Annotated in this window: 23 protein-coding genes and 1 pseudogene; 14 read left to right on the forward strand and 10 right to left on the reverse strand. The window is 41.8% G+C overall.

The features are described 5' to 3' along the window. Positions 1-47: 47 nt before the first annotated feature. The 10 genes from WFH18_RS04040 (at position 48) to WFH18_RS04085 (ending at position 8,105) form a co-directional block, all read left to right on the forward strand. Positions 48-419, forward strand: coding sequence for an MCR_0457 family protein (locus tag WFH18_RS04040; protein ID WP_005251317.1), 372 nt, complete (start codon positions 48-50; stop codon positions 417-419). A 161-nt stretch (positions 420-580) separates the two neighbouring features. Further along, positions 581-961: an MCR_0457 family protein gene (locus tag WFH18_RS04045; RefSeq protein ID WP_004646539.1), complete on the forward strand. Its 381-nt coding sequence runs from the start codon at positions 581-583 to the stop codon at positions 959-961. A gap of 128 nt (positions 962-1,089) precedes the next feature. Next, positions 1,090-2,238: a D-alanyl-D-alanine carboxypeptidase PBP5/6 gene (gene dacC, locus WFH18_RS04050; RefSeq protein ID WP_121979714.1), complete on the forward strand. Its 1,149-nt coding sequence runs from the start codon at positions 1,090-1,092 to the stop codon at positions 2,236-2,238. A 111-nt stretch (positions 2,239-2,349) separates the two neighbouring features. Then, positions 2,350-2,880: a gamma carbonic anhydrase family protein gene (locus tag WFH18_RS04055; protein WP_004646536.1), complete on the forward strand. Its 531-nt coding sequence runs from the start codon at positions 2,350-2,352 to the stop codon at positions 2,878-2,880. Positions 2,881-2,948: 68 nt separating this feature from the next. Next, positions 2,949-3,521, forward strand: coding sequence for a hypothetical protein (locus WFH18_RS04060; RefSeq protein ID WP_121980358.1), 573 nt, complete (start codon positions 2,949-2,951; stop codon positions 3,519-3,521). A 41-nt stretch (positions 3,522-3,562) separates the two neighbouring features. Continuing rightward, positions 3,563-4,048 carry an NUDIX hydrolase gene (locus WFH18_RS04065; protein WP_121980357.1) on the forward strand — a complete coding sequence of 162 codons (486 nt, stop codon included), beginning with the start codon at positions 3,563-3,565 and terminating at the stop codon, positions 4,046-4,048. 4 nt (positions 4,049-4,052) lie between these two features. Next, entirely contained in the window at positions 4,053-5,192 is a 1,140-nt protein-coding gene (mnmA, locus tag WFH18_RS04070) for a tRNA 2-thiouridine(34) synthase MnmA (protein ID WP_004646533.1), read from the forward strand. A gap of 7 nt (positions 5,193-5,199) precedes the next feature. After that, complete coding sequence (hflD, locus tag WFH18_RS04075; RefSeq protein ID WP_005107369.1) at positions 5,200-5,931, forward strand: high frequency lysogenization protein HflD; 732 nt, start codon at positions 5,200-5,202, stop codon at positions 5,929-5,931. A gap of 54 nt (positions 5,932-5,985) precedes the next feature. Beyond that, a complete protein-coding gene (purB, locus tag WFH18_RS04080) occupies positions 5,986-7,374 on the forward strand; it encodes an adenylosuccinate lyase (protein WP_121980356.1) in 1,389 nt (462 codons plus the stop codon). An 89-nt stretch (positions 7,375-7,463) separates the two neighbouring features. Next, complete coding sequence (locus WFH18_RS04085) at positions 7,464-8,105, forward strand: DUF2238 domain-containing protein (RefSeq protein WP_138742862.1); 642 nt, start codon at positions 7,464-7,466, stop codon at positions 8,103-8,105. 73 nt (positions 8,106-8,178) lie between these two features. Here the strand turns inward: WFH18_RS04085 and WFH18_RS04090 are convergent, their stop codons facing one another. The 9 genes and pseudogenes from WFH18_RS04090 to WFH18_RS04130 all read right to left on the reverse strand — a co-directional run bounded on the left by WFH18_RS04090 (position 8,179) and on the right by WFH18_RS04130 (position 18,307). Next, a complete protein-coding gene (locus tag WFH18_RS04090; RefSeq protein WP_121980047.1) occupies positions 8,179-8,418 on the reverse strand; it encodes a hypothetical protein in 240 nt (79 codons plus the stop codon). 57 nt (positions 8,419-8,475) lie between these two features. Beyond that, positions 8,476-8,905: pseudogene (locus tag WFH18_RS04095) on the reverse strand (hypothetical protein). A 109-nt stretch (positions 8,906-9,014) separates the two neighbouring features. Next, the gene (gene sohB / locus WFH18_RS04100) at positions 9,015-9,977 is read right to left on the reverse strand and encodes a protease SohB (protein WP_004646527.1); all 963 of its coding nucleotides are present in this window, start codon (positions 9,975-9,977) and stop codon (positions 9,015-9,017) included. 151 nt (positions 9,978-10,128) lie between these two features. Beyond that, positions 10,129-11,043, reverse strand: coding sequence for a phosphate ABC transporter ATP-binding protein PstB (gene pstB / locus WFH18_RS04105; RefSeq protein ID WP_004279716.1), 915 nt, complete (start codon positions 11,041-11,043; stop codon positions 10,129-10,131). Positions 11,044-11,056: 13 nt separating this feature from the next. Further along, complete coding sequence (gene pstA / locus WFH18_RS04110; RefSeq protein ID WP_004279713.1) at positions 11,057-12,448, reverse strand: phosphate ABC transporter permease PstA; 1,392 nt, start codon at positions 12,446-12,448, stop codon at positions 11,057-11,059. Continuing rightward, positions 12,448-13,827 (reverse strand): phosphate ABC transporter permease subunit PstC, encoded by a 1,380-nt coding sequence (pstC, locus tag WFH18_RS04115; protein ID WP_005107378.1) that lies wholly within the window; start codon positions 13,825-13,827, stop codon positions 12,448-12,450. The genes pstA and pstC overlap by 1 nt, the downstream gene beginning before the upstream one ends. 104 nt (positions 13,828-13,931) lie before the next feature. Continuing rightward, positions 13,932-14,963: a substrate-binding domain-containing protein gene (locus WFH18_RS04120; RefSeq protein WP_121980046.1), complete on the reverse strand. Its 1,032-nt coding sequence runs from the start codon at positions 14,961-14,963 to the stop codon at positions 13,932-13,934. A 434-nt stretch (positions 14,964-15,397) separates the two neighbouring features. Continuing rightward, a complete protein-coding gene (locus WFH18_RS04125; protein WP_004279709.1) occupies positions 15,398-16,930 on the reverse strand; it encodes a pyridoxal phosphate-dependent decarboxylase family protein in 1,533 nt (510 codons plus the stop codon). Between the two features lie 3 nt (positions 16,931-16,933). Next, positions 16,934-18,307: a diaminobutyrate--2-oxoglutarate transaminase gene (locus WFH18_RS04130; protein WP_004279708.1), complete on the reverse strand. Its 1,374-nt coding sequence runs from the start codon at positions 18,305-18,307 to the stop codon at positions 16,934-16,936. A gap of 475 nt (positions 18,308-18,782) precedes the next feature. On the opposite strand from WFH18_RS04130, the gene WFH18_RS04135 reads away from it, so the two are divergent. From WFH18_RS04135 to WFH18_RS04150, 4 genes are all read left to right on the forward strand, one after another. Continuing rightward, positions 18,783-19,487, forward strand: a complete 705-nt coding sequence (locus WFH18_RS04135; protein WP_004279706.1) for an SIMPL domain-containing protein — start codon at positions 18,783-18,785, stop codon at positions 19,485-19,487. A gap of 164 nt (positions 19,488-19,651) precedes the next feature. Then, entirely contained in the window at positions 19,652-20,248 is a 597-nt protein-coding gene (locus tag WFH18_RS04140; protein WP_004279704.1) for a phosphatase PAP2 family protein, read from the forward strand. A 276-nt stretch (positions 20,249-20,524) separates the two neighbouring features. Then, positions 20,525-21,688: a tyrosine-type recombinase/integrase gene (locus WFH18_RS04145; protein WP_121980045.1), complete on the forward strand. Its 1,164-nt coding sequence runs from the start codon at positions 20,525-20,527 to the stop codon at positions 21,686-21,688. A gap of 3 nt (positions 21,689-21,691) precedes the next feature. Then, a complete protein-coding gene (locus WFH18_RS04150) occupies positions 21,692-22,618 on the forward strand; it encodes a hypothetical protein (protein ID WP_121980044.1) in 927 nt (308 codons plus the stop codon). A gap of 105 nt (positions 22,619-22,723) precedes the next feature. On the opposite strand, the gene WFH18_RS04155 is transcribed toward WFH18_RS04150, so the two are convergent. After that, positions 22,724-22,886: transposase domain-containing protein (locus WFH18_RS04155; protein ID WP_031980635.1), on the reverse strand; the 163-nt coding region annotated here is incomplete at its 5' end.

Raw genomic sequence — 22,886 nt, forward strand, 5'->3', positions numbered from 1 at the left:
ATATATATTTATTGCTCGACATCCATCTTTATAATATGTGGCTCAAGATGATTAAAAAATTCTCTTTACTTAGCGCTCTCACTTTAAGCTTGGCAGCATTTATTTCCCCTTCAGTCATGGCAAACGATCTGACTGTTGAAGAAAACAATACCATTGTAAAAGAAGATATTGCATCAGCACAGGTTATGGCTGAAGTTTGCCCGGCAATCATTGGTCAAAATCCAAAATTTAACAGCACCGTTGAACAATTGATCCAGTCTTATCTTGCAGACTACTCAGATAAAGGCATGAGCTATCAAAAGCTACAGGCAGACAGTGAATATAAATCTTTACTTGAAGAAGCACGTCAGGGTGCAAAGCAAACCAGCTCAGACGAGCAGAAAACTGTCTGTGAAGAAATGCTGAACTACCAAGGCTAAGCCAGCTAAATTTTCAAATAAGACGGTGTAAACATCGTCTTATTTTCTCTTACAGATTTATTCATAATTCTACAGCTTCGCTACATTTTCCCACTTTTCAATTTCAAAAATAAGTTTAAGCTAGGCAAATTATTGTTCTAAATCCATTTTTTGAGTTTTCAATGAAAAATCCAATATTCCAAGCTTTAACATTCTGCGCAATTTCTGCCGCCACTCTTTTGGGAACTTCTGCATTTGCAGCCGATGAAAACATTAATGTTACCCCAACTCAGCAAGTGACCAAACAGGAACTGGCAGCCATTTATGTTCTTTCAGAAATCTGTCCAAGCATGGTCAAAGACAAGTCACAGTTTAATCAGGGTTATACCAAGCTGGTGACTGAGTATATGCCGGGCCAGCGTAATCCGGTTGAAAGCTTAAACCAGATGGCTAAACAGAACGATTTCCGCAATATTCTGTCCGAAGCACAATCGGATGCCAAGAAAGCCGGCAAGAAAAAAAATCAGGTGATTTGTAATGAATTAACCACCTATAACAATTAAGCTGCTTTTCTGCCGATAACTTACAATACTTTTGAAATAAGACCGGGTTTCCCATAGAAGTCAGCCTAGCTTTGTCCTAAAATGCTAGGCTCTTCGTGCTTACATCAAGATATAGGAACCCACTAGAAATGACCCAAAAAACTGCCCTTGCTGCATTATTATTAGTTCCTAGTTTTAGCTTTGCAGCAACTGTCCTATCTGCACCACCAGAATTGAATAATAAATCCTATGTGCTAATGGACTACGAGACAGGGCAACTTCTCGCTTCAAAAAATGAAAATGAAAAATTAGCCCCTGCTTCAATGACCAAGATGATGACCAGCTACATCATCGAACAAAAACTATTGAGCGGTGAACTCACTGAAGATGAACAAGTGCGCATGAACGAGTCAGCATGGTGTCGCGGCAGTAGCGCGGAATCATGTATGTATGTACCTTTAAATGGTACGGCAACTGCACTTGAAATGCTTCGCGGGATTATTATTCAATCAGGGAATGATGCATCGAAAGCCATGGCTGAACATATTGCAGGGAACGAGGGTACCTTTGCACATATGATGAACCAGGAAGCTAAACGTATTGGCATGACCAATACCAGCTTTATCAATTCAACCGGTATGCCAGCTGAAGGTCATTATTCAACTGCCAAAGATATGGCAGCGCTGGCACAACACATCATTAAAGACAGTTCTAAGTATTATCCGATTTATGCGGAAAAAGAATTTACCTTTAATGGCATCAAGCAAGGTAACCGTAATGCCCTGCTATATACTGATCCGAGTGTAGATGGTTTAAAAACTGGCCACACTGATGAAGCTGGTTATTGTCTGACCACCTCATCAAAACGCGGTCCTACGCGTCTGATTTCAGTGATTTTTGGTGCACCAACCATGCAGGAACGTGCGACACAAACACGTGAATTGCTGGCTTGGGGTTATGCAAACTTCGAAACCAAAAATGTTCAACCTGCTAAACAGGTACTTGCCAAAGCCAAAGTCTGGTTTGGTAAGGAAGATGAAGTTCAGATCGGTCTTGCTGAAAACTTTAACGTGACCATGCCAAAAGGTCAGGCTAATGCGATTAAAACCCAGCTGGTGGTTCAACCTAAACTGACTGCACCTTTACAGCCTGGTCAGGTCGTAGGTAAATACGTAGCGACTCTGGATGGTAAAGTAATTTCAGAAAAACCATTGGTGGCTTTAAACGCGGTTGAAGAAGCTGGTTTCTTCGCACGTATGCTCGACCACATTAAACAGTTCTTCTCAAACTTGTTCTAAGTTTAAATAAACTGTTTTAGTCCCGGACTAAGACCAAAGCACTCATTCAGATGGGTGCTTTTTATTTTATACTATACACATGATCCTTAAACTTTTAATGAGCAGATCACCATGAGCCAAAACATTCGTTCTTATTTAGACACGACTCCAGAAATTGATAAATCGTGTTATATCGATCCGATGGGAATCGTGGTCGGCGATGTGGTCTTGGCTGAAAATGTTTCTGTCTGGCCTTTTGCCGTGATTCGTGGTGATGTTAATTCAATCCGGATTGGTAAAAATTCGAATGTTCAGGATCATGCCATGTTGCATGTCAGTCATAAAAAAGCCGATAAACCGAATGGTTCGCCTTTGATCATTGGTGAAGATGTCACGATTGGCCATCATGTGACATTGCATGGTTGTACGATTGGTAATCGTGTACTAATTGGGATTAACAGCATTATTCTGGATGATGTCATCATTCCGAATGATGTGATGATTGGTGCAGGTACGCTAGTTCCACCGGGTAAAGTTTTGGAAAGTGGCTGGCTCTATGTTGGTAGCCCGGCAAAAAAAGCACGTCCGCTCACTGAAAAAGAAATGGCGTTCTTGCCGTATTCTGCACATAATTATGTAAAAGTTTCTGAGAATTATAAATAACTGTTTTAATTGCCAAATTTTTTGATCGTTAGATACAATAAATTAAATCTATCTCTATATGAATATTTATGTTTAAAGAAATTGAAAAATATGTGGGATTTTATCTACTCACCTACATAATAATTTTATTCATATGTGGATTTTTTCAGTACATAGCAGTGTGTCAAGGACAATCTTTATCTTGTAGCTTCAGTATGACTGGAATTAACACAATTATTACAACCACTGCTTATGTAATAACACCTATAGTTGCCATCATTGGTTTTATTTCTTGGAAGGTACAATATAACATTCAACTCGAAAAAAATGATCTCAGAAATGCTTTAGAGGCTGCCGTCATACTCAAGGAAAATATAAATTATTTTGAAGTACATTTAAATAACTTATATTTACAAATACAAGAAGTACCCGTAAAAAACTTCGAAACACTTATTTCACATTATGATGAAAATAAAGTTGAAATTAGACAAAAAAGACGTGAACTTTCCCTGAATACAATCAAATATTACTCATGTCTAGAAATATGCCAACATCCAATTCCTGAAAGTCAAATTGACTTTCTATATAATCATAACAATGAATTTGAAGGAAAGTTTAAAACTATAGTTTTCGGAAAATTTCATCATAGCCACACACCCTAAAATTTTATACAATAGTGCATCCTCTTCCATGGTGCTGCTTTATGACCGCTTGGACTGCTCATGTCACTGTCGCAACTGTCGTTGAAAAAGACGGAAAATTCCTGTTTGTAGAAGAACATACAGAAGGTGTGACACACACGGTATTTAATCAGCCAGCAGGTCATGTTGAATGCGGTGAAACCATTATTGAAGCCGCAATTCGTGAAACCATGGAAGAAACAGGTCATAGGGTGGAAGTAAAACACTTATTAGGTATATATACCTATACTCCACCGATGTTCCCGGATCGTACTTATTACCGTTTCTGTTTCTTGGCCAAATCCATTGACTATGACCCAAGTGCCACTTTAGATACAGATATTATCGGCGCAGTCTGGATGACGCTTGATGAACTGATTGAATCTGCTCGCGCGCGTAGTCCATTGGTGATTAAAGCCGTGCAAGATGCGCTTTCAGGTCAAAAATATCCTTTATCGCTCATTTACGAGCACCAAAATTCTCCCTTAATTTCAAATTTGGATGCCTAATCCTATGCAACAACGTGTCATCGTCGGTATGTCAGGTGGTGTAGATTCATCTGTTTCTGCTGCCCTTTTACTTCAACAAGGTTATCAGGTTGAAGGTCTTTTCATGAAAAACTGGGAAGAAGATGACGGCACAGAATATTGCACGGCGATGGATGACCTTGCCGATGCACAAGCCGTTTGCGACAAAATCGGGATTAAACTGCATACCGCAAACTTTGCCATGGAATATTGGGATCGCGTATTCGAGCATTTCCTGGCGGAATATGCGGCTGGCCGTACGCCAAACCCAGACATTTTATGTAATAAAGAAATTAAATTCCGTGCCTTCTTAGATCACGCGATTAACTTGGGTGCAGACTTTATTGCCACAGGCCATTACTGCCGTCGTGGTGAAACCATGACCAACTCACGTGGTGAAGAATATGCACCTTTATTGCGTGGTGTGGACAATAACAAAGACCAGACTTATTTCCTGCATGCTGTCCATGGTCGTGAAATTAATAAGACCCTGTTCCCTGTTGGTGAAATTGAAAAGCCACAAGTCCGTAAAATTGCAGAAGAATTAGATCTGGTTACTGCCAAGAAAAAAGACTCGACCGGGATCTGTTTCATTGGTGAACGTCGTTTTAATGACTTCTTGAAGCAATATTTACCCGCTCAACCCGGAAAAATCGTGCTGGAAGACGGTAAAGAGGTTGGTGATCATCACGGCTTAATGTACTATACGCTCGGTCAACGCGGTGGTATTGGTATTGGCGGTATGAAGGGCGTTGCTGAAGGTGCCTGGTTCGTATTGCATAAAGATATCGAAGGCAATCGTCTGGTGGTCGGTCAAGGCCATGAACACCCACTCATGCAAAGTACTACACTTTGGAGTGAAGCGATTGACTGGGTCGCAGGTGAGCAGGATATTCCTGAAACAGGCTTCCGCTGTACGGCCAAAACCCGTTACCGTCAGACTGATCAAGCATGTACTGTGTATCAAGATTCAGAATCACCGAATGGTGTTCGTGTTGAGTTTGATGAACCTCAACGTGCAGTGACCCCGGGTCAAAGCGTGGTGTTCTATTCAGGTGAAGTTTGTTTAGGGGGTGGTGTGATTCATCATACCAATGCACCTAAACCTGATTTTATAAAAGGATGAATTCGGCATGACGGAGTTACCATTTCAACCAGCCACAACGTTGAATACTCGTCAAAATCGTGCTTTGGCATTAGCGGGTGTGTTTCAGGCCACCCAGCTGACCCATATGACAGCATTGACAGGTCAGCAAAGCATTGGTGAAAGTGGTAACTTTTATTTTGAACAGTTGATTAGAGCCAGTCTTAATATCCGTCCCGGCAGTAATCAAAATGCCCAGACCCTAGACTTTTTTAATCAACTGGCTGATATTTCCTTAGGTTTAAAAACATTAGAAAGCAGCATTATTCAACCCTTCAATACTTCTCCAAAATCCAGAATTCCAAAACTTTCCAGCACCAAACTTCCCATGAGCTATGCAATGGCACTTCTTCAGTTAGAAAAGAAGGTCTATAGCAATCCCAAATTTGTTGAAATTATTGAACAGTCCCAACAGAAAATTCTCAGACAGCTTTCTTTCTTTGATAATAATTACCTGCACCCCAGCATCATTGCCAATCTCGCTCAAACCTATGTCGATACGGCCGGACAGATTAATCCGCGCATTATGGTACGTGGTAATGCTGAAGCCTTTAAAGATGCCGGACACACCAACCGTATTCGTGCGTCCTTATTTACCGGTTTGCAAATGGCGCACTTGTGGCGTCAGCTCGGTGGCAGCTCTTGGGGCATGGTATTTGGCAAGCGCAAGTTGCTACAAGATATTCAGAATCTAGCGCGTTTACAGTTTCAGGTGGTTTAACTGATGCTGCACGTGTTTCGTTTTACGTTTAATTCCAAAATCTAAGGAATCGATATGAACGCTTTAACTGCACTTTCTCCATTAGATGGACGTTACGCGAGCAAATGTGATGCTCTACGTCCTTTTCTTTCTGAGTTTGGTTTAATCCATGCTCGTGTGACTGTTGAAGTGCGTTGGTTACAAGCGCTTGCAAACCACCCGGAAATTACTGAAGTACCGGCGTTTTCAGGCGAAACTAATGCAGCGCTTGATGCGATTGTGAGCGATTTTTCTGAAGATGATGCCAATCGCATCAAAGAGATCGAACGCACCACTAACCACGACGTTAAAGCGGTTGAGTATTTCCTGAAAGAAAAAATCGCTGGTATCGAAGAACTTAAAAATGCCGGTGAATTCATTCACTTTGCATGTACGTCTGAAGATATTAACAACCTGTCACATGCCTTGATGCTGAAAAGCGGTCGTGATGTACTGGTTGCATCTATGCAGCAAATCATCGATTCAATCGTTGCGCTTTCTGAAAAGCATGCAGACCAGCCAATGTTGTCTCGTACTCATGGTCAAACTGCAAGCCCGACAACTTTGGGTAAAGAAATGGCGAACGTGGCTTACCGCCTCGCACGCCAAATCAAACAGTTCAAAAATGTTGAGCTACTGGGCAAAATCAATGGTGCAGTAGGTAACTACAATGCGCACTACTCTGCTTACCCAGACATCAACTGGCCTGCGCACTCACAAGCATTTGTAGAGTCTTTGGGTCTAGACTTCAACCCGTACACCACTCAAATCGAGCCACATGACTATATGGCTGAACTGTTTGATGCGCTACGTCGTTTCAACACTATTCTGATCGATTTTAACCGTGACATTTGGGGCTATATCTCTCTTGGTTTCTTCAAGCAAAAACTAAAAGAAGGCGAAGTTGGTTCTTCAACCATGCCACACAAAGTTAACCCAATTGACTTTGAAAACTCTGAAGGTAACTTGGGTATTGCCAATGCTGTACTTGCACACCTTGGCGAAAAACTGCCTATTTCTCGCTGGCAGCGTGACCTGACTGACTCTACGGTGCTTCGTAACATGGGTGTTGGTTTTGCGCAAAGCTTAATTGCTTTTGAAGCTTGCTCTAAAGGTATTGGTAAACTTGAGTTGAATGCTGCGCGTATCAATGAAGATTTAGACAATGCGCAAGAAGTATTGGCTGAGCCTATTCAAACTGTAATGCGTCGTTACAACGTTGAAAAACCATACGAAAAACTAAAAGCCCTGACTCGTGGTCAAGCCATGACTCGCGACATGATGGTTGATTTCGTAAACGGCAACGAGTTAGAAGCTGTTCCTGCTGCTGACCGTGCGCGTTTAGCGGAAATGACACCTGCATCATATACAGGTAATGCTGCTGACCAGGCCAAACAAGTAGCTGCGCTGATTGCAAAAATCTAATTTGCAATAAGACGAAAAGGCGAAGCTCAGGCTTCGCCTTTTTATTTATAATGTGTTTTATTCTAAAAAAGATATTTCATAATAACGACATGATTGAACATCGACTTTCTGCCAAACATTACGCGAGCCTGGGCATTTTAATTCTGGCGAGTTTGCTTGCCAGTATTCGTCCTTTAGAACTGGAAGCTTATCTCTTGCATCAAGCAGGCACAGTTTTCATGATCATCATGCTGCTCATCTGCCTGTATAAAATCGGGCTGAATTTTTTAAGTTTTAATTTATATATTCTTTTTCTGATTGTTCATGTGATTGCTGCGCACTATCTGTATTCTTATGTGCCCTATAACCAGTGGATCGAACAGATTTTTGGCTTTAATCTGAATGAAGCCATGCACTGGTCACGCAATTTGTTCGACCGATTTGTCCATCTGGCCTACGGATTATTACTTTATCCAATTTTCCATCGCCTGTTTCAGGTCTGGTTACCGCAGCAAAAACCTGTGGTCATTTTCCTGCTGGTGATTCAGTTTGTGGTGGCCAGCAGCATGCTCTATGAATGGCTGGAATGGCTGATTGCCATTGGTTTATCTCCTGAGGAAGCTGAAAACTATAATGGACAACAAGGTGATATGTGGGATGCGCACAAAGACATCTTGCTTGCTACGATTGGCGCGGCGATAACAGGCGGGCTGCAATTGATACCGAAAAATCAAAAAAGCTCATCGAAGTGAGCTTTTAAAATCACAATCTAATAGCTGAATTAAAGTTTTGGATGACGCATTTAATTACGTTCATATTCTTCAATTAAGAATATGGGCAATATCGCATCCAATCATCCTTCATTTTTTGCAGTTCATTCCCCGTCAACATCTCACTGTAATAAATGAAATAGGTTGCATCAGGATATTGAATCTCATGACGGAACATTATGCCACGCAGTGACACAGATAACTCCTCAGGAAAATCATCCTCTAAATAAAGTTCTTCAAATTCATAATTAAAATAACAATTTTGCGTCGCAAGAAATGCTTCAGCTATAGCCATGTTTCTGCTCTAACAATAAAATATGCTTTATTTTATCTGATTAGTTTCAGTGATGGTTTACATTTCATTCGGTTCAATCCATTGAACAAACTTAGATTCTGACAAATGTGGATATTTGAACTTATCTAGATATTCAAAGCAGGCCTTTTGGCCTTGAGGGATTTTATCCAGATGCTTATCGAAGAATAAATGCCGACTATTGAGCGCCATCAAAGCGAATACTCACACGTTCAAATTCGTTACCACCTCGAACTTTATGCATCTGATAAAACTGCACAACGCCACATTCTTTCGATGGAATAACAGGTGGATCATTGGGCTTTAGAAAGCTATACAGCAGAAAGATACAAACGCCGGGTAGAAAACTCAGCCAAAACAAAACCTTCTTAGAATTATCCTGAGTTAATTTTGCTTCAGAATAAAGCATACATAACATCGGAATAAATACGATACTAAAAAACCCAAGCAACAAAATAAACGTGAGCATATGAGCCTAGACTCAATCAGAGTACTCCACTTATATCACAACAATATGATTTCAAAAAATAAAAAAGCCCACCGAAGTGAGCTTTAAAATTCATTCAAGATCAACTGAATTAAAGTTTTGGATCACGCATTTGTACCAAGTTTGCATTGGCTTTACTTAAGCTTTCCATGACTTTATTCATGACAGTGGGTACCAGTGAATCAGCAATTTGCGCTGCTTGCAGGCCCAGTTTTTCACCCAAAGTTGGTTTCTTGCGGGTCTGGATGGAATAGATATCATGTTGGGGCAACAAGTTGAGCAGGTATTCATCTGAGGTTTGCAGTTTATCCACCAGATTTAGATCTAGCGCATCCCGACCATACCAATGCTCACCAGTGGCCACTTTTTCAATATTCAGCTGTGGGCGATACTTTTCAACGAAATGTTTGAATAAAGCATGTGTTTGCTGTAATTCTTCTTCAAACTTGGCCTTACCCTCTTCGGTATTTTCACCAAACATAGTCACGGTACGTTTGTACTGTCCTGCGGTATAGAGTTCAAAGTCGATTTTATTGTCTTTCAGCAGGCGGTTAAAGTTGGGGACTTGAGCAACCACACCAATTGAACCGACAATCGCGAATGGTGCAGAAATAATTTCATTGGCGATACACGCCATCATATAACCGCCACTAGCGGCCACTTTATCGACACAGATGGTCAGATGAAAACCTGCCTCGCGTAAACGTACCAGTTGAGCTGCTGCAAGTCCATAACCATGAACCATGCCGCCCGGACTTTCCAGACGCACTACAACACGGTCACGACCGGCTTTGGCTGTGGCCAGAATCAAGGTAATTTCTTCACGCAAGCCTTCTACCGCAGAAGCCGCCATATCGCCTTTAAAATCGAGTACATAGATTTTTTGATTGGTTTTCTTACGCGCACGCGCTTCTTTTGACAGTTGTTGTGATAACTGTAAAAGTTCCAGTTTAGAGCCAGTAGTTTGCGCTATTTTTTTTCGTTGTTCATTGATACGCGCATTGAGATGACTAATACGGATTTCAGCGGACAGTTTCGGAGTATGAAATAACATAAAAAATCTATTCTCTATTTAATTCGGATTTATTCCTTTAGATTAGGTCAATTTCGGTTTTTTTCAACTTTATTTCGAGAATTATTACGATTATCACCATCTATTTCACCTATAAAAAAAGAGCCTTGCGGCTCTTATTCTAGATATGGGATTAACCGAAACGCCCGGTAATATAGGCTTCAGTCAACTGATGATCTGGCTGGGTAAAGACTTTTTCGGTCGAGTTGACTTCAATCAGATCCCCCAAATGGAAATACGCAGTACGATCCGATACACGTGCTGCCTGTTGCATGGAGTGAGTTACGATCGCGATGGTATATTGCGTAGATAGCTCAGAAATCAGCTCTTCCACTTTGGCGGTTGCAATGGGATCAAGTGCCGAACACGGTTCATCCATCAAAATGACTTCTGGACTGACTGCAATCGTACGCGCGATACACAGACGTTGCTGCTGACCACCTGACAAACCTGTTCCCGGCTGGTTCAAACGATCTTTCACTTCTTCCCACAGACCGGCTTTGCGCAAGCTGCCTTCGACAATTTCTTCAAGATCGTACTTGTCACGCGCCAAACCATGCAGTTTTGGGCCATAGGAGACATTATCGAAGATTGATTTTGGAAATGGGTTCGGCTTCTGGAACACCATACCAACCTGTGCACGTAGCAAGACCACATCAAGATTTGGATCATAAATATCTTGGTTATCCAACATCACTTTACCGGTTACACGGCAGCTATCAATGGTATCGTTCATGCGGTTTAAGGTACGCAGAAAGGTCGATTTACCACAGCCTGATGGCCCAATAAAAGCAATCACTTCATTTTCATAAATGTTCAGGTCAATGCCTTTAATCGCTTCCGCTTCACCATAGTACACATGCACATCAGAAGTACTAAGTTTCACATTCGTCGACTTCGCATCTTTTTTGCTGCTGCTTTGCGTATCGAACTGGGAAACAAACGGAGTTGCCGGCTTTTGTGTCGCCTCATCCGAGGTGAATTGTGTCTGTTGTGGATTCACGATTTGATCCTTTTTTAAGGAATTTTGAATAACAGTTGTGTTCATGATTCTGCCCCTATTACCAACGGACTTCAAATTTCTTACGTAACCAGATGGCCAGGCTGTTCAAGCTGATCATCATGGCCAGAAGTACAATAATTGCTGCTGCGGTACGCCCTTCAAAGAAGTTACGCAATTCATTGCCTTGCCATAAGAAAATCTGTACAGGTAAAGCCGTTGACTGATCAAATGGTGTGGCTGGAACGCTGGCAACAAAAGCACTCATCCCGATTAATAACAATGGTGCGGTTTCACCTAAAGCTTGTGCAACCCCGATAATTGCGCCTGTCAAAATACCCGGTAAAGCCAAAGGCAAGACGTGATGGAATACTGTCTGGATGCGAGAAGCACCGAGGCCCAAAGCTGCCTGACGAATCGAAGGTGGAACCGCTTTAAGTGATGCGCGTGTGGTGATGATCACAGTCGGTAAGGTCATCAGACTCAGCACCAGACCACCCACCAATGGTGCTGAGAGTGGCAAATGCATCCAGCCAATGAAGATCGCTGCACCCAATAGACCGAAGACAATTGAGGGAACGGCTGCCAGGTTGTTAATATTGACTTCGACCACATCGGTAATCCAGTTTTTCGGTGCAAACTCTTCCAGATAGATCGCGGAAGCCACCCCGATTGGAATCGAGATAAAGATCACGATCATCATCATGAACAGCGAGCCCATAAAGGCGCCTGCCAAGCCAGAAGTTGCTGGTGAACTGCGCGAGTCAGGACTGGTGAAAATATTGGTATTGAAACTATTTTCAATCACACCAGAGGCTTTCATCTCGTCCGCCACCTGACGTACTTCAGGACTGAGCTGCTGCTGTTCATCGGGAAGATCACGGTCAATATTTCCTGCCAGCCAGACATCGACATTGGCATCCGCCAGAATTTTCACTTCCTTGCTTTGACCGACCAGACTCGGATCATTCATGACCATGTCTCGCAAGCGGTACGCCTCAGAACTGGTATATAAAGAACCCAGTTCATCACGCTGGCTTTCCAGCTTGCTGTCTTTGGCAATCATGCCGTTGATAATCAGCGCATCCCAATCCACCATTCCGACTTCGGTCTGCCAGGCGATAAAGCGATCTTCAAACTGTGCTGGAGATTCTCCTGCAGCTGGCTTCGGTTTTGGACCAATATCCACAATGGCTGGATCGAAATGAATCGGCAAACTCATGCTGCTTTGCCAGAATGCAGGCAAACCTTTGGATAAAATACTCCCGAACAGCAATACCACAAAGAACAGACCTGCCAGTACCGCAGAGAAACCAAATAAACGAAAGGTTTTTTCTTTACGATGACGTCGTGCCAAAGAGCTTTGAATGGTCTTCTTACGCTTTTCACGCAGCTCGGCGGCGATGGATGGATCAATACGCTGATCCACAGGCGTTGTATTTGAAGTACTCATTAGTCGTATTGCTCACGATATTTACGCACGATGATCAGTGCAACAATGTTCAAACCTAAGGTAATAACGAATAGCGTCAGTCCTAGTGCAAAGGCCACCAGTGCTTGTGGACTAGCAAAGTCAGTATCGCCAGTTAGCTGATTCACGATGGTAATCGTGACCGTAGACACGGCTTCAAGTGGATTGGCATGCAACTGTGGGCTGTTCCCGGCTGCAAGAACCACGATCATGGTCTCACCAATCGCACGTGACGCCGCCAACAGGAACGCACCAATAATACCCGGCAAGGCTGCGGGTAAAACTACCTGACGGATCGTTTCAGATTTGGTGGCACCCAAACCCAAAGAGCCATCACGTAAGGCACGCGGCACCTGAGTGATGATGTCATCTGACAGAGAAGATACGAACGGAATAATCATGATGCCCATCACCAGACCGGCAGTCAGCGCACTGGTCGCATTAATTTCGAGTCCGACCAGGGCACCCATGCTTTTAAGGAATGGACCGATGATCATCAAGGCAAAGACACCATAGACAATCGTAGGAATACCCGCCAACACTTCAATTGTAGGTTTTGCCCAAGAGCGGAATCGCGGTGAAGCGTATTCTGCCAGATAGATCGCAATCATCAGGCCAACCGGAACTGCAACTAAAAGTGCGATCCCGCTGACCATGAGCGTGCCCCATAACAGTGGCAATAAACCATAACTGCCTTCAGCACTGCCAGAGGTACTAAATCCCGGGTTCCATTGGGTACCAAAGAAGAAATCCAGTGGGCTGACGAAGCTGAAGAAACGCATTGCCTCGCCAAACATCGACATCACAATCCCGAGAGTGGTCAGAATCGCCACACCTGAACACAATGCCAGGCCGATATTAATCATTTTTTCGACTTGGTTACGTGCACGGAATTCCTGGCTAATATGTTTCTTGGCCCAGACCAGACCGGCCAGCGCAGCCGAAATCACGACTGCCAATTTGGCAAAGGTACCAATGGTCGAGAATTTAGCCAGCTGTTCTGCTGCTGCAACTTCATAGGCTGCAGGTGTATCACTGACCCCGAAACCTGAGGCAAGTGCCTGAACGCGATCAATCACAACACTCAGACTTGCCGGATCCAGACTAGCAGAAACATTTTCTGGCAAATGGTTGAGTACGACCTGCTCCAGAAAAGTGGGTTCCACCATGTTCCAAACAATCAAAATTAAAAACGCAGGGATACCACACCATAGTGCAACCAGGGCACCATAATATCCAGGACGCGAGTGTAAGTTTGCAGAATTGCTTCCCTTACCTGCTAAGCTACGGCTTTTACTTAATCCGATTTGATAGGCTATGGCCATGATGGCCAATAACACACCTATAAGTAGCAGATTCATGTATTCTCCACTGTTTTTTCAATTTTCATGGTTTGAAAAAACTTGTTTATCGCAAAAAGCCGATGGTAGGTTGACCCTACCACCAGCGTTTTCAAAATCATTTATTACTTCACAACAACCGCTTTACCAGCCTTGAAATTTGCCAGGACTGCCGCACGTTCTTTATCAGACATTGAAATCAGACCTGCTTTTTCCAGCTTAGAGCCTTTGCCAGATACTTTCTTGTTCAGGAAGTATTCTGTGAACTGCGGTAAGCCTTTGATCGATTTCAAGTGCTCGCCTTTCACATAGAAGAACAATGGACGTGATACCGGATAAGCACCATTCAAGATGGTCTTTTCAGAAGGCGCTACATTGTTCACCGTAGCAACACGTAGACGGTCACGGTTCTGGTCATAGAAACCTAGGCCAAACACACCTACCGCACTTGGAGAAGTTTTTAAACGTGCCAATGTTTCGGTATAGTCACCGGCAATCTCAACCACACGGCCATCTTTACGGAATGTTGTACAAGCTTTTTTCTTGGCATCTTTGTCTAGAGACTTAATTACAGCATACGTTTCACAACCTGCATCCACCATTTTCTCCTGGAAGACTTCGCGCGTACCATGATTCGACGCAGGAATTACCAGGGTGATCGGTTCATTCGGAAGTGCTTTGTCAATTTGGTTCCAACGCGTGTACGGGTTAGCGACCATTTTTCCATTTGATGGAAGTTGTGCAGCAAGTGCAGCGAAGACATGTTGTGGACGCAGTTTATAAGCCGCTTTGTTTGCATTCGATGCAAACACAATACCGTCATAACCAATTTTGATTTCTAGGACTTGGTTAACGCCATTCTTTTTACATTCTGCCAGCTCTGTACTCTTGATTTGACGAGAAGAGTTTGCGATATCAATCGTGTTATCACCCACGCCATTACAGAACTGCTTTAAACCACCTGAAGAACCGCCAGAACCGACAACTGGTGTTTTAAACTGTGGAAAAGTATTACCGAATTCTTCTGCCACGATACTGGCATATGGAAGTACAGTTGAAGAACCTGCAATTTGAATGGTGTCACGTGCTGCGTGTGCAGTCGTTACAGCAGTTGCCCCGGTTACTGCTAATGCTAAAGCTATATTTGTAAAGCGCATTCTAGTATCTCTCTCATTTATGCAAATTTGGAGTACACCACTTTTTATTCAGTTTTGTACTTCTTTCGATACCTGCATTTTGATTTTAGAATATGACAGATAAGTTACAGCTTTATTACGATTTAGTGATTTTTAATCTAGCGGCTTTTTCTTGATTAAATTTTTATGGATTTCAATGATTAAGTTCTTTATGTCATTCACTTCAATAAAAAATTTTAGACCAATGACATGTAACAATTTTTATAAAACTGAACTCAGGATAAATCCTGCTCCCCAGTTTTACATAAGCCTATGACAAATAAATAACAGGCTAAACGGGATTCAGATCTTCCGTGTTTTTGTGGGGAATTTCGATCTGGGAAATGACCTTTTTATTTTTTAAGCCTACAAAAAAAGGAGATCATTTCGATCTCCTTTTTTCACACCACAATCACTTATGCAATTGGTGGCGTGTAGGTACCATCAGCGATTGAATCCTTGATACGATCCGCTTCTGCAAGCACTAGCGCCAACAGGTTCTTCACATTATCAAGCGTTGCAACCGGGCTTAAAGTAGTCATTTTCAGAGACTGAACCTGACCAACTTTCGTCACACCAATGTTCGCTTCACCACGTGCAAACAGTTCGTCTGCTACGTTTTGATTGAGCGTATCGAGTAATTCAACCGGATATCCCGCTGGAACCACACGGAACAAGACAGACGCGAATTGAGGCTCAAGCAGAAGCTCCAGACCATCAGTCGCTTTAATGTAGTCTGCCACATCACGGGTTAATTTCACGCCATGATCGATCATCGAACCATAAAGCTCTTCGCCCAGTGCTTCAACTGTCATCCACAATTTCAATGCATCAAAACGACGCGTCGTTTGTAGTGACTTCGATACCAGGTTAGGAACGCCATGCTCTTCATCATAAGCGGAGTTCAGATACTCTGCTTCATAATGCATGAAACGGTAATTCGCTTCATCTTTCAGCAGGAACGCGCCACAAGAAATGGTTTGAAAATAATGCTTATGGAAATCAAGCGTGATCGAATCCGACAGCTCAATCCCGTCCAGCATAGAACGATAGTCATTGGATAGAATCAGTGCACCACCCCATGCCGCATCGATGTGCATCCACGCGCCATATTTATTGGTGATTTCACGAATTGCTTTCAATGGATCAATCGCACCAGCATCCGTTGTACCCGCTGTTGCCACCACACATGCCACGATCTTGCCTTCAGACTGAAGATGCGCCATGGTTTTTTCCAGTGCATCTACGTCCATCTGTGCATTTTCATTCACAGGAACAGTGACCACTGACTGGAAGCCCATGCCCATCATCGCCATGTTCTTTTGCACAGAGAAATGTGCATTTTCAGAACAGATGACTTTGACATTACGCATCGCATCCGCAGGAATACCATCGCGCTGAACCGACCACGGATTACCGTTTTCGTCTTTCCAGTTTTTCGCAATGCAAGCATCACGCGCCAGCAATACGCCCATCAAGTTAGACTGTGTCCCACCAGAAGTGAATACACCGGCCTGACCTGCACCATAGCCCACTTTTTGACGTAACCAGTCAATCAGCTGAACTTCCATCAACGAACCGGCCGGGCTTTGATCCCATGAGTCCATTGACTGGTTGGTTGCGTTAATCAGCACTTCCGCGATCTGACTGGTCACCATTGTTGGACAGTGAAGATGCGCAAGTGAATGTGGATGATGTACTTTTAAGCTCTTGTTGAGGAATAGCTCAACCATACGCTCAAGAGATTTTTCTACACCCAAACCTTCTTTTGAAGGATTAAATGCAATCGCACTGCGTAGCTCGTTAATGCTGCCGCCAGTGTACATTTTGTCGTTTTGCAACCATGCCGCAACCGCTTTGGTCGCTTGGTCCATGCCAGCCTGATAGTCAGCAATGGATGCAGCATCATTGCAGAGTAACGCTTTACGATGTTCTGCGAAATCTACCATGAATTATGCGCCTCGAACTGCAACTAGTGCTTCAGCAACCGATTTTTTGAAACGAGCAATCACTTCAACACATTCGTCTTGAGTAATGATCAACGGGCAAAGTAAACGAATCACTGTACCGTTACGACCACCTTTCTCAAGCAATAATTTATTGTTGAAACAAGCGGTTTGGATCGCTGCAGCCAACTGACCATCAGCAGGTAAAGAACCCATATGATCCGCATCTTTGCGCTCATCTACGATTTCAACGCCGATCATCAGACCACGGCCACGCACGTTACCGATACACGGGAATTCAGTAGCCAGTTTTTTAAGTTCAGCTTGCAGGAAATCACCACGCTCTTGTGCATTTTGAGCCAGGTTCTGTTCTTTAATGGTATTGATCGTTGCAAGACCTGTACCCATCGCCAATTGGTTACCACGGAAAGTACCGGTATGACCAGCAGGTTGCCAAGCATCAAACTTACGTTTAATACCCAGTACGGCAAGCGGCAAGCTACCACCTACGGCTTTAGACATCACTACAACATCAGGTTCAATCCCTGCGTGTTCGAATGCAAACATTTTGCCTGAACGTGCAAAACCAGCCTGAACTTCATCAAGAATCAATACGATGTTGTGTTTTTCAGTCACTTCCCGGATTTTTTGCAACCATTTTACTGGCGCCGTTACCACACCGCCTTCACCTTGAATCGCTTCAAGAATTACAGCTGCAGGTTTGGTCACACCACTTTCTACATCTTCAATGAAGTTTTCAAAGTAGTAAGTCAGGGCATCAACACCGGCTTCACCACCAAGACCCAATGGGCAACGGTATTCATGCGGGTATGGCATGAACTGTACACCCGGCATCAAGCCGTTCACTGCATTTTTCGCAGACAGGTTACCTGTCATTGCCAATGCACCGTGAGTCATACCGTGATAACCGCCAGAGAAGCTGATCACTGAGCTACGACCGGTAAAGGTTTTCGCCAGTTTAATCGCGGCTTCGGTTGCATCTGCACCGGATGGACCACAGAACTGCAAGCAGTATTCTTCTTGGCCACCTGGAAGATAAGAAAGAAGTGCTTCAGTAAAAGCATCTTTTAAAGGAGTAGTAAGATCCAGGGTATGCAATGGTAAACCGCTTGCAATCGTATCCTGGATACTTTGAATGACCGCAGGATGATTATGGCCTAATGCCAACGTCCCTGCCCCAGCTAAACAATCAAGGTACTCAGTACCTTCAACATCGGTAACCCAGCAACCTTGTGCTTTCGCTATCGCTAACGGTAATTTACGTGGATAACTACGCACATTCGATTCCATCTGACTTTGGCGAGTCAAGTAGTATTCGTTTGTGGAATTGGTGGCAGGGTTTACAGAAGTAACGCTCATATCGAATTACCATCTCTGATATGGGTGAAAGAAATAAGTCTGGTGACGTTTGGTCCTTTGACTCGGCGCTTTATAAAGGTTCTAGCTAGCAGTTTTGTATTCGAATAACTAGGAGGCGGATGATACCGAATTTTTCAGGAAAATAAACAACTTTCAGTCACATTTTGTCCTAATCTTTATCGAAAAAAAACATCATGCTAATCCATCCCCTAAATCATCATCTTACAGTGTGACAGCAGAAAGAAAAGCGTGTTCTTTTATGCTTTTTTGTAGCGTAGGCGACATTCAGGTAATCAATCTCAAAATTATTCATTAAGTATTTAATTATTAATAATAAATATAAATTAAATAATGAGATAAAATTAAAGAAAATTTAACACTCTTACGACAAATATTTCGTAAAAAGATCACAATTGAGATTTAATATTTTAACAACGGCTTAGATGGCCAATTTTAAGAAAAACAGGACAATTTCATGCGTCTCTTAGCACTTACCAGTTTGATCCTTGCCAGCACCCTCGCCACAGGCGCATTTGCAGCTCCTGCTGAATCTCTGAATTATAATGTTGTTAATCTTTCAGCAGAGGCCAGCCGTGAAATCTCAAATGATGAAATGCATGCTGTGCTTTATATTGAAAAATCCAACAAACAACCAGCTGAACTGGCCACTCAAATTAACCAGCTGATGAATCAAGCAATTGCCACAGCACGCAAATATCCAACTGTGAAAATCGAGACTGGGGCACAAAGTACTTACCCTATTTATGACAATGACAACCGCAAATTAAAAGAATGGCGTGGTCGTGCCCAGATTCGTCTGGAATCAAAAGATTTTAAAGCGACATCTCAATTGATTGCTGAATTACAACAGCACTTCCAGACCCAGTCGATTAATTTCAAGGTATCTGACGAAAAGCGTAAAAAAGTTGAAAGCGAGCTGATGATTGAAGCCACCAAAAACTTCCAGCAACGCGCACAGGCACTCACCCAGACCTGGAACAAACCGAGTTATCAACTGGTGAACTTAAACCTGAATACTAACAATTATTCACCACAGCCAGTACCGCGTATGGCCATGATGAAATCTGCATCGGCTGATATGGCGGTTCCTGAGCAGGAAGTTGCAGCAGGCGAATCGCAAATGGCCGTCAGCGCGAATGGAGCGATTCAGTTTAAATAAGACCTCATTATATTATTCAGACTTTTAAGAACCACTCTTTTGAGTGGTTTTTTATCATGTGAATATTCTTTAAAAAGCGAGGCTACAAATTCATACAAACTCAGGTAGGAATTGAGGTTTGACCGGTTTAGAGTAACGGACATTTGTTCCAGTCCTCTCTGCTCATGTCCCTTGACCAACTGAATCTTTACCTGTTTCATATCTTAAATGTACCCGACCAAGCCTCAATCTGGATGATCAACTATGCCTCCCTGATTGCGCATGACCTGGTTTATCTCTTTTTGCTGATTTTTGCTATTGCTTGGTTCCGTGGTAGTTACGAAGTAAAAACAGGGATTATTAAAGCCTTCATCTTTACAGCTATTACATTATTGATGAGTGAAGTATTGTCTGCGGTACTCAATACCCCACGCCCGTTTGTGATGGATGTTGGTCGCACCCTGATTGAACATGCACCGACTGGTTCTTTTCCCAGCAACCATATGAGTATTTTTAGTGGGATTGCCTTCGCCTATTATTTTTCACCGCAGCGAGACTTGGGAAGAATTCTAATCTGGACAGCTTGGCTGGTAGCGTGGTCGCGTGTTTATGTCGGTGTGCATTTTCCGATTGATATGCTGGGTGCGTTTCTGATGGCAATAACAGTAAATTTAGCTGGATTACCATTGTGGTGGAAATATGAGAATCAAATCATGAACTTTATTTTGGGTATTCATTATTGGTTATTTTCGCCTTTAATTCGAATGGGCTGGATTAAATAAATATAATTAAAATGTCATAAAAAATCCCGCTCGAAAGCGGGACTTTTTGAATCTCTAAACTTGAATCTGAATAACTCAATAAATCGCCATATGATTGCGATCTACTTTAACTAACACTCAAAAACATTTAGTCAAAAAATGATCATAAGTTATTATTTTAAATAAATTTTATTGAAAACCACACCCCTAACAATTACCATCAATAACACTCCAAAACCAACTATCAAGTAGTTAGGTTGGTAGTTAAATACTTCTTTTTTTCTAGATACGATAAATATGCTCACTGTAAAGCAAATTGAAGCTATTCAGCCTCTTAACGATAAAACTGTTAAAAATTTTGATAGTGAATTGCTATATCTCTTCACTTCTACGACCGGTCGAAAAGTTTGGAAAGTGATTTACACATTTAATGGTAAGAAGAACACAACAACATTAGGTGAATACCCAATCTTTTCAGCTAAGGAAGCTCGCTTAAAACGCGATGAAATTAAAAAACAAATTGCCGAAGGAATTGATCCAAATCAAAAGAAAAAAGAAGATCGAGTACAAAAATTATCAGCTATATCTCTCGCTGAACTGATTAATAAGTATATTCATAACATAGCTCCGAATATGAAAGGAGGAGATAAAACAGCTTCACGGCTAAGAAAGCTAATAAATGACTATCCTAAGCCAATGAAGAAACCAATAACTCATATAGACCAATTAGACATGATTGAAATTAGGAATGATCGTTTGTCTAAGGTCTCAACTTCTACGGTCAAATCCGATTTAGGGGCACTTGGAAGTGTATTCAAATATGCACGTCAAGAGTTACGTATTTTAAAAACTAGCCCATTAACAGATGTAGCTAAACCCACTCAAGCCCCTCATAGAGAACGCCGTATTACAGATCATGAAATAGAGATTATTCTTAAAGGCTTCAAATATGATGGGACTTATCAACCTCTCACCAAACGCCAACAAGTTGCTTGGGCATTTTTATTTGCCCTAGAAACCGCAATGCGAGCAAGTGAAATCACCAATATACAATGGTGCAATGTATATGAAGATCACGTACTTCTGCCCGATACAAAAAATGGTACGGCAAGAAAAGTTCCGCTTTCTAGACGTGCAATTCAGTTATTGGAATTGATGAAAGGATTGGATAGCGATAAAGTTTTAACCATTTCCAATAGATCCAATGCTCTATCGCATGATTTTTGGCTTGTTGTAAGTAATAGATTAGGAATCACTGATTTAAACTTTCATGACACAAGGCATGAAGCTACTACACGCCTTGCGAAGAAACTTCCAATTCAAGACTTAGCAAAAGTTACCGGTCATAAAGATTTAAAAATGCTCATGCGTTATTACAATCCAACTGTACAGGAATTAGCTCAAAGACTTAATGAATTGGAAGATCCAAATATCATTCAGTTTAGAAAAATTTCGGTTTAATTAATGCATTACTCTTTTAATATCGCTTTCACTAAATTACGAGCAGAGAAAATCATATCTACACTTGATGAAATGATTAATCTAATTTATCAACGTAAAATTACTATTTGTTTTCGCATTGTAGATTGTTGTATCGGCGTAATTTATGACAAGGATAAAGACTTAATCAAAAACCTTAATCATGAGGAAATTCAGTTCAAGAAAGATAGAGCTCTAGAAGTTCTATCTTTTTTATTTAAAAACAGACAAGAAAGATCAACCGCTAACAATATATCTATAGCTAATCAAATTAGATTAGAAGGAGAAACAGAAGTCGACTACAAAAGAATTTATGTGCTGAAATTTATTAACTTTGAATCGAATCCAAAATTTGTCATACCTCATTTCACATACATCCCTGAGATTTACAAACTTATAATGAATACAACTCATAGTCTAGATATTGCATTAGCTTATGATTTAAAAAGAAAAAATAGACTATATACACTACTAACAGATATTTCACCGGACGAAATACACGACCACACTTATCCAATAAAACATGGTTGGAATGTTCTCAAATACACTCCCACTCCAATAACTATTAAAGCATTTAGACAGAAATGTAATTTTAGAACCTCATATACCATCTCCAAAAATAACTTACTTGTAACAAAGGAATCAATTTATCAACTCATTGCTAGTCAGAAAGAATTATCTAAACAAGAACCTAAAGACAAAGATATTGCTAGAAATAAAGCTCGCGAAATTGCTAAACGAATTTATGCCATCCATCCTCATTTATCACGAAAAGAAATTACTTCAATGGTAATGAGCAATATGAGGGATTCTCACCCCTTATTATCCCCAGAATTAAAATCGGAACGATCGGTTGGCTTGTGGTTTAAAGATCTTATTCCTACCACAAAAGGAAGACCAAAAAAAAATTAACTGATTAAAATAAATACCAATAAAAATAGCGTTTTTAATAAATTGAAGAATCGGTTTTTAACATAAAAACCGATGTAAGCATCCGCTGAACGCCATCGCCAAGTTTTAACGGGGTTCAGGTTTCCAGCGGTGAGGTAGTAATTCTTCTATTTGGGGTACTTTATGTGTTGGCAACCTTTTCAGCACATCACTTAAATAGGCATACGGATCCAAGCCATTCAGCTTTGCTGACTGGATTAAAGTCATGATATTGGCAGCTCGTTGACCA

Source organism: Acinetobacter sp. USHLN143, assembly GCF_037145695.1.
Classification (GTDB): domain Bacteria; phylum Pseudomonadota; class Gammaproteobacteria; order Pseudomonadales; family Moraxellaceae; genus Acinetobacter; species Acinetobacter fasciculus.

Excerpts from the sequence above, each read along its gene's own strand:
- WFH18_RS04040 (WP_005251317.1), top strand. The coding sequence starts at position 48 with ATGATTAAAAAATTCTCTTTACTTAGCGCTCTCACTTTAAGCTTGGCA.
- WFH18_RS04045 (WP_004646539.1), top strand. The coding sequence starts at position 581 with ATGAAAAATCCAATATTCCAAGCTTTAACATTCTGCGCAATTTCTGCC.
- dacC (WP_121979714.1), top strand. The coding sequence starts at position 1,090 with ATGACCCAAAAAACTGCCCTTGCTGCATTATTATTAGTTCCTAGTTTT.
- WFH18_RS04055 (WP_004646536.1), top strand. The coding sequence starts at position 2,350 with ATGAGCCAAAACATTCGTTCTTATTTAGACACGACTCCAGAAATTGAT.
- WFH18_RS04060 (WP_121980358.1), top strand. The coding sequence starts at position 2,949 with ATGTTTAAAGAAATTGAAAAATATGTGGGATTTTATCTACTCACCTAC.
- WFH18_RS04065 (WP_121980357.1), top strand. The coding sequence starts at position 3,563 with ATGACCGCTTGGACTGCTCATGTCACTGTCGCAACTGTCGTTGAAAAA.
- mnmA (WP_004646533.1), top strand. The coding sequence starts at position 4,053 with ATGCAACAACGTGTCATCGTCGGTATGTCAGGTGGTGTAGATTCATCT.
- hflD (WP_005107369.1), top strand. The coding sequence starts at position 5,200 with ATGACGGAGTTACCATTTCAACCAGCCACAACGTTGAATACTCGTCAA.
- purB (WP_121980356.1), top strand. The coding sequence starts at position 5,986 with ATGAACGCTTTAACTGCACTTTCTCCATTAGATGGACGTTACGCGAGC.
- WFH18_RS04085 (WP_138742862.1), top strand. The coding sequence starts at position 7,464 with ATGATTGAACATCGACTTTCTGCCAAACATTACGCGAGCCTGGGCATT.
- WFH18_RS04090 (WP_121980047.1), bottom strand. The coding sequence starts at position 8,418 with ATGGCTATAGCTGAAGCATTTCTTGCGACGCAAAATTGTTATTTTAAT.
- sohB (WP_004646527.1), bottom strand. The coding sequence starts at position 9,977 with ATGTTATTTCATACTCCGAAACTGTCCGCTGAAATCCGTATTAGTCAT.
- pstB (WP_004279716.1), bottom strand. The coding sequence starts at position 11,043 with ATGAACACAACTGTTATTCAAAATTCCTTAAAAAAGGATCAAATCGTG.
- pstA (WP_004279713.1), bottom strand. The coding sequence starts at position 12,448 with ATGAGTACTTCAAATACAACGCCTGTGGATCAGCGTATTGATCCATCC.
- pstC (WP_005107378.1), bottom strand. The coding sequence starts at position 13,827 with ATGAATCTGCTACTTATAGGTGTGTTATTGGCCATCATGGCCATAGCC.
- WFH18_RS04120 (WP_121980046.1), bottom strand. The coding sequence starts at position 14,963 with ATGCGCTTTACAAATATAGCTTTAGCATTAGCAGTAACCGGGGCAACT.
- WFH18_RS04125 (WP_004279709.1), bottom strand. The coding sequence starts at position 16,930 with ATGGTAGATTTCGCAGAACATCGTAAAGCGTTACTCTGCAATGATGCT.
- WFH18_RS04130 (WP_004279708.1), bottom strand. The coding sequence starts at position 18,307 with ATGAGCGTTACTTCTGTAAACCCTGCCACCAATTCCACAAACGAATAC.
- WFH18_RS04135 (WP_004279706.1), top strand. The coding sequence starts at position 18,783 with ATGCGTCTCTTAGCACTTACCAGTTTGATCCTTGCCAGCACCCTCGCC.
- WFH18_RS04140 (WP_004279704.1), top strand. The coding sequence starts at position 19,652 with ATGTCCCTTGACCAACTGAATCTTTACCTGTTTCATATCTTAAATGTA.
- WFH18_RS04145 (WP_121980045.1), top strand. The coding sequence starts at position 20,525 with ATGCTCACTGTAAAGCAAATTGAAGCTATTCAGCCTCTTAACGATAAA.
- WFH18_RS04150 (WP_121980044.1), top strand. The coding sequence starts at position 21,692 with ATGCATTACTCTTTTAATATCGCTTTCACTAAATTACGAGCAGAGAAA.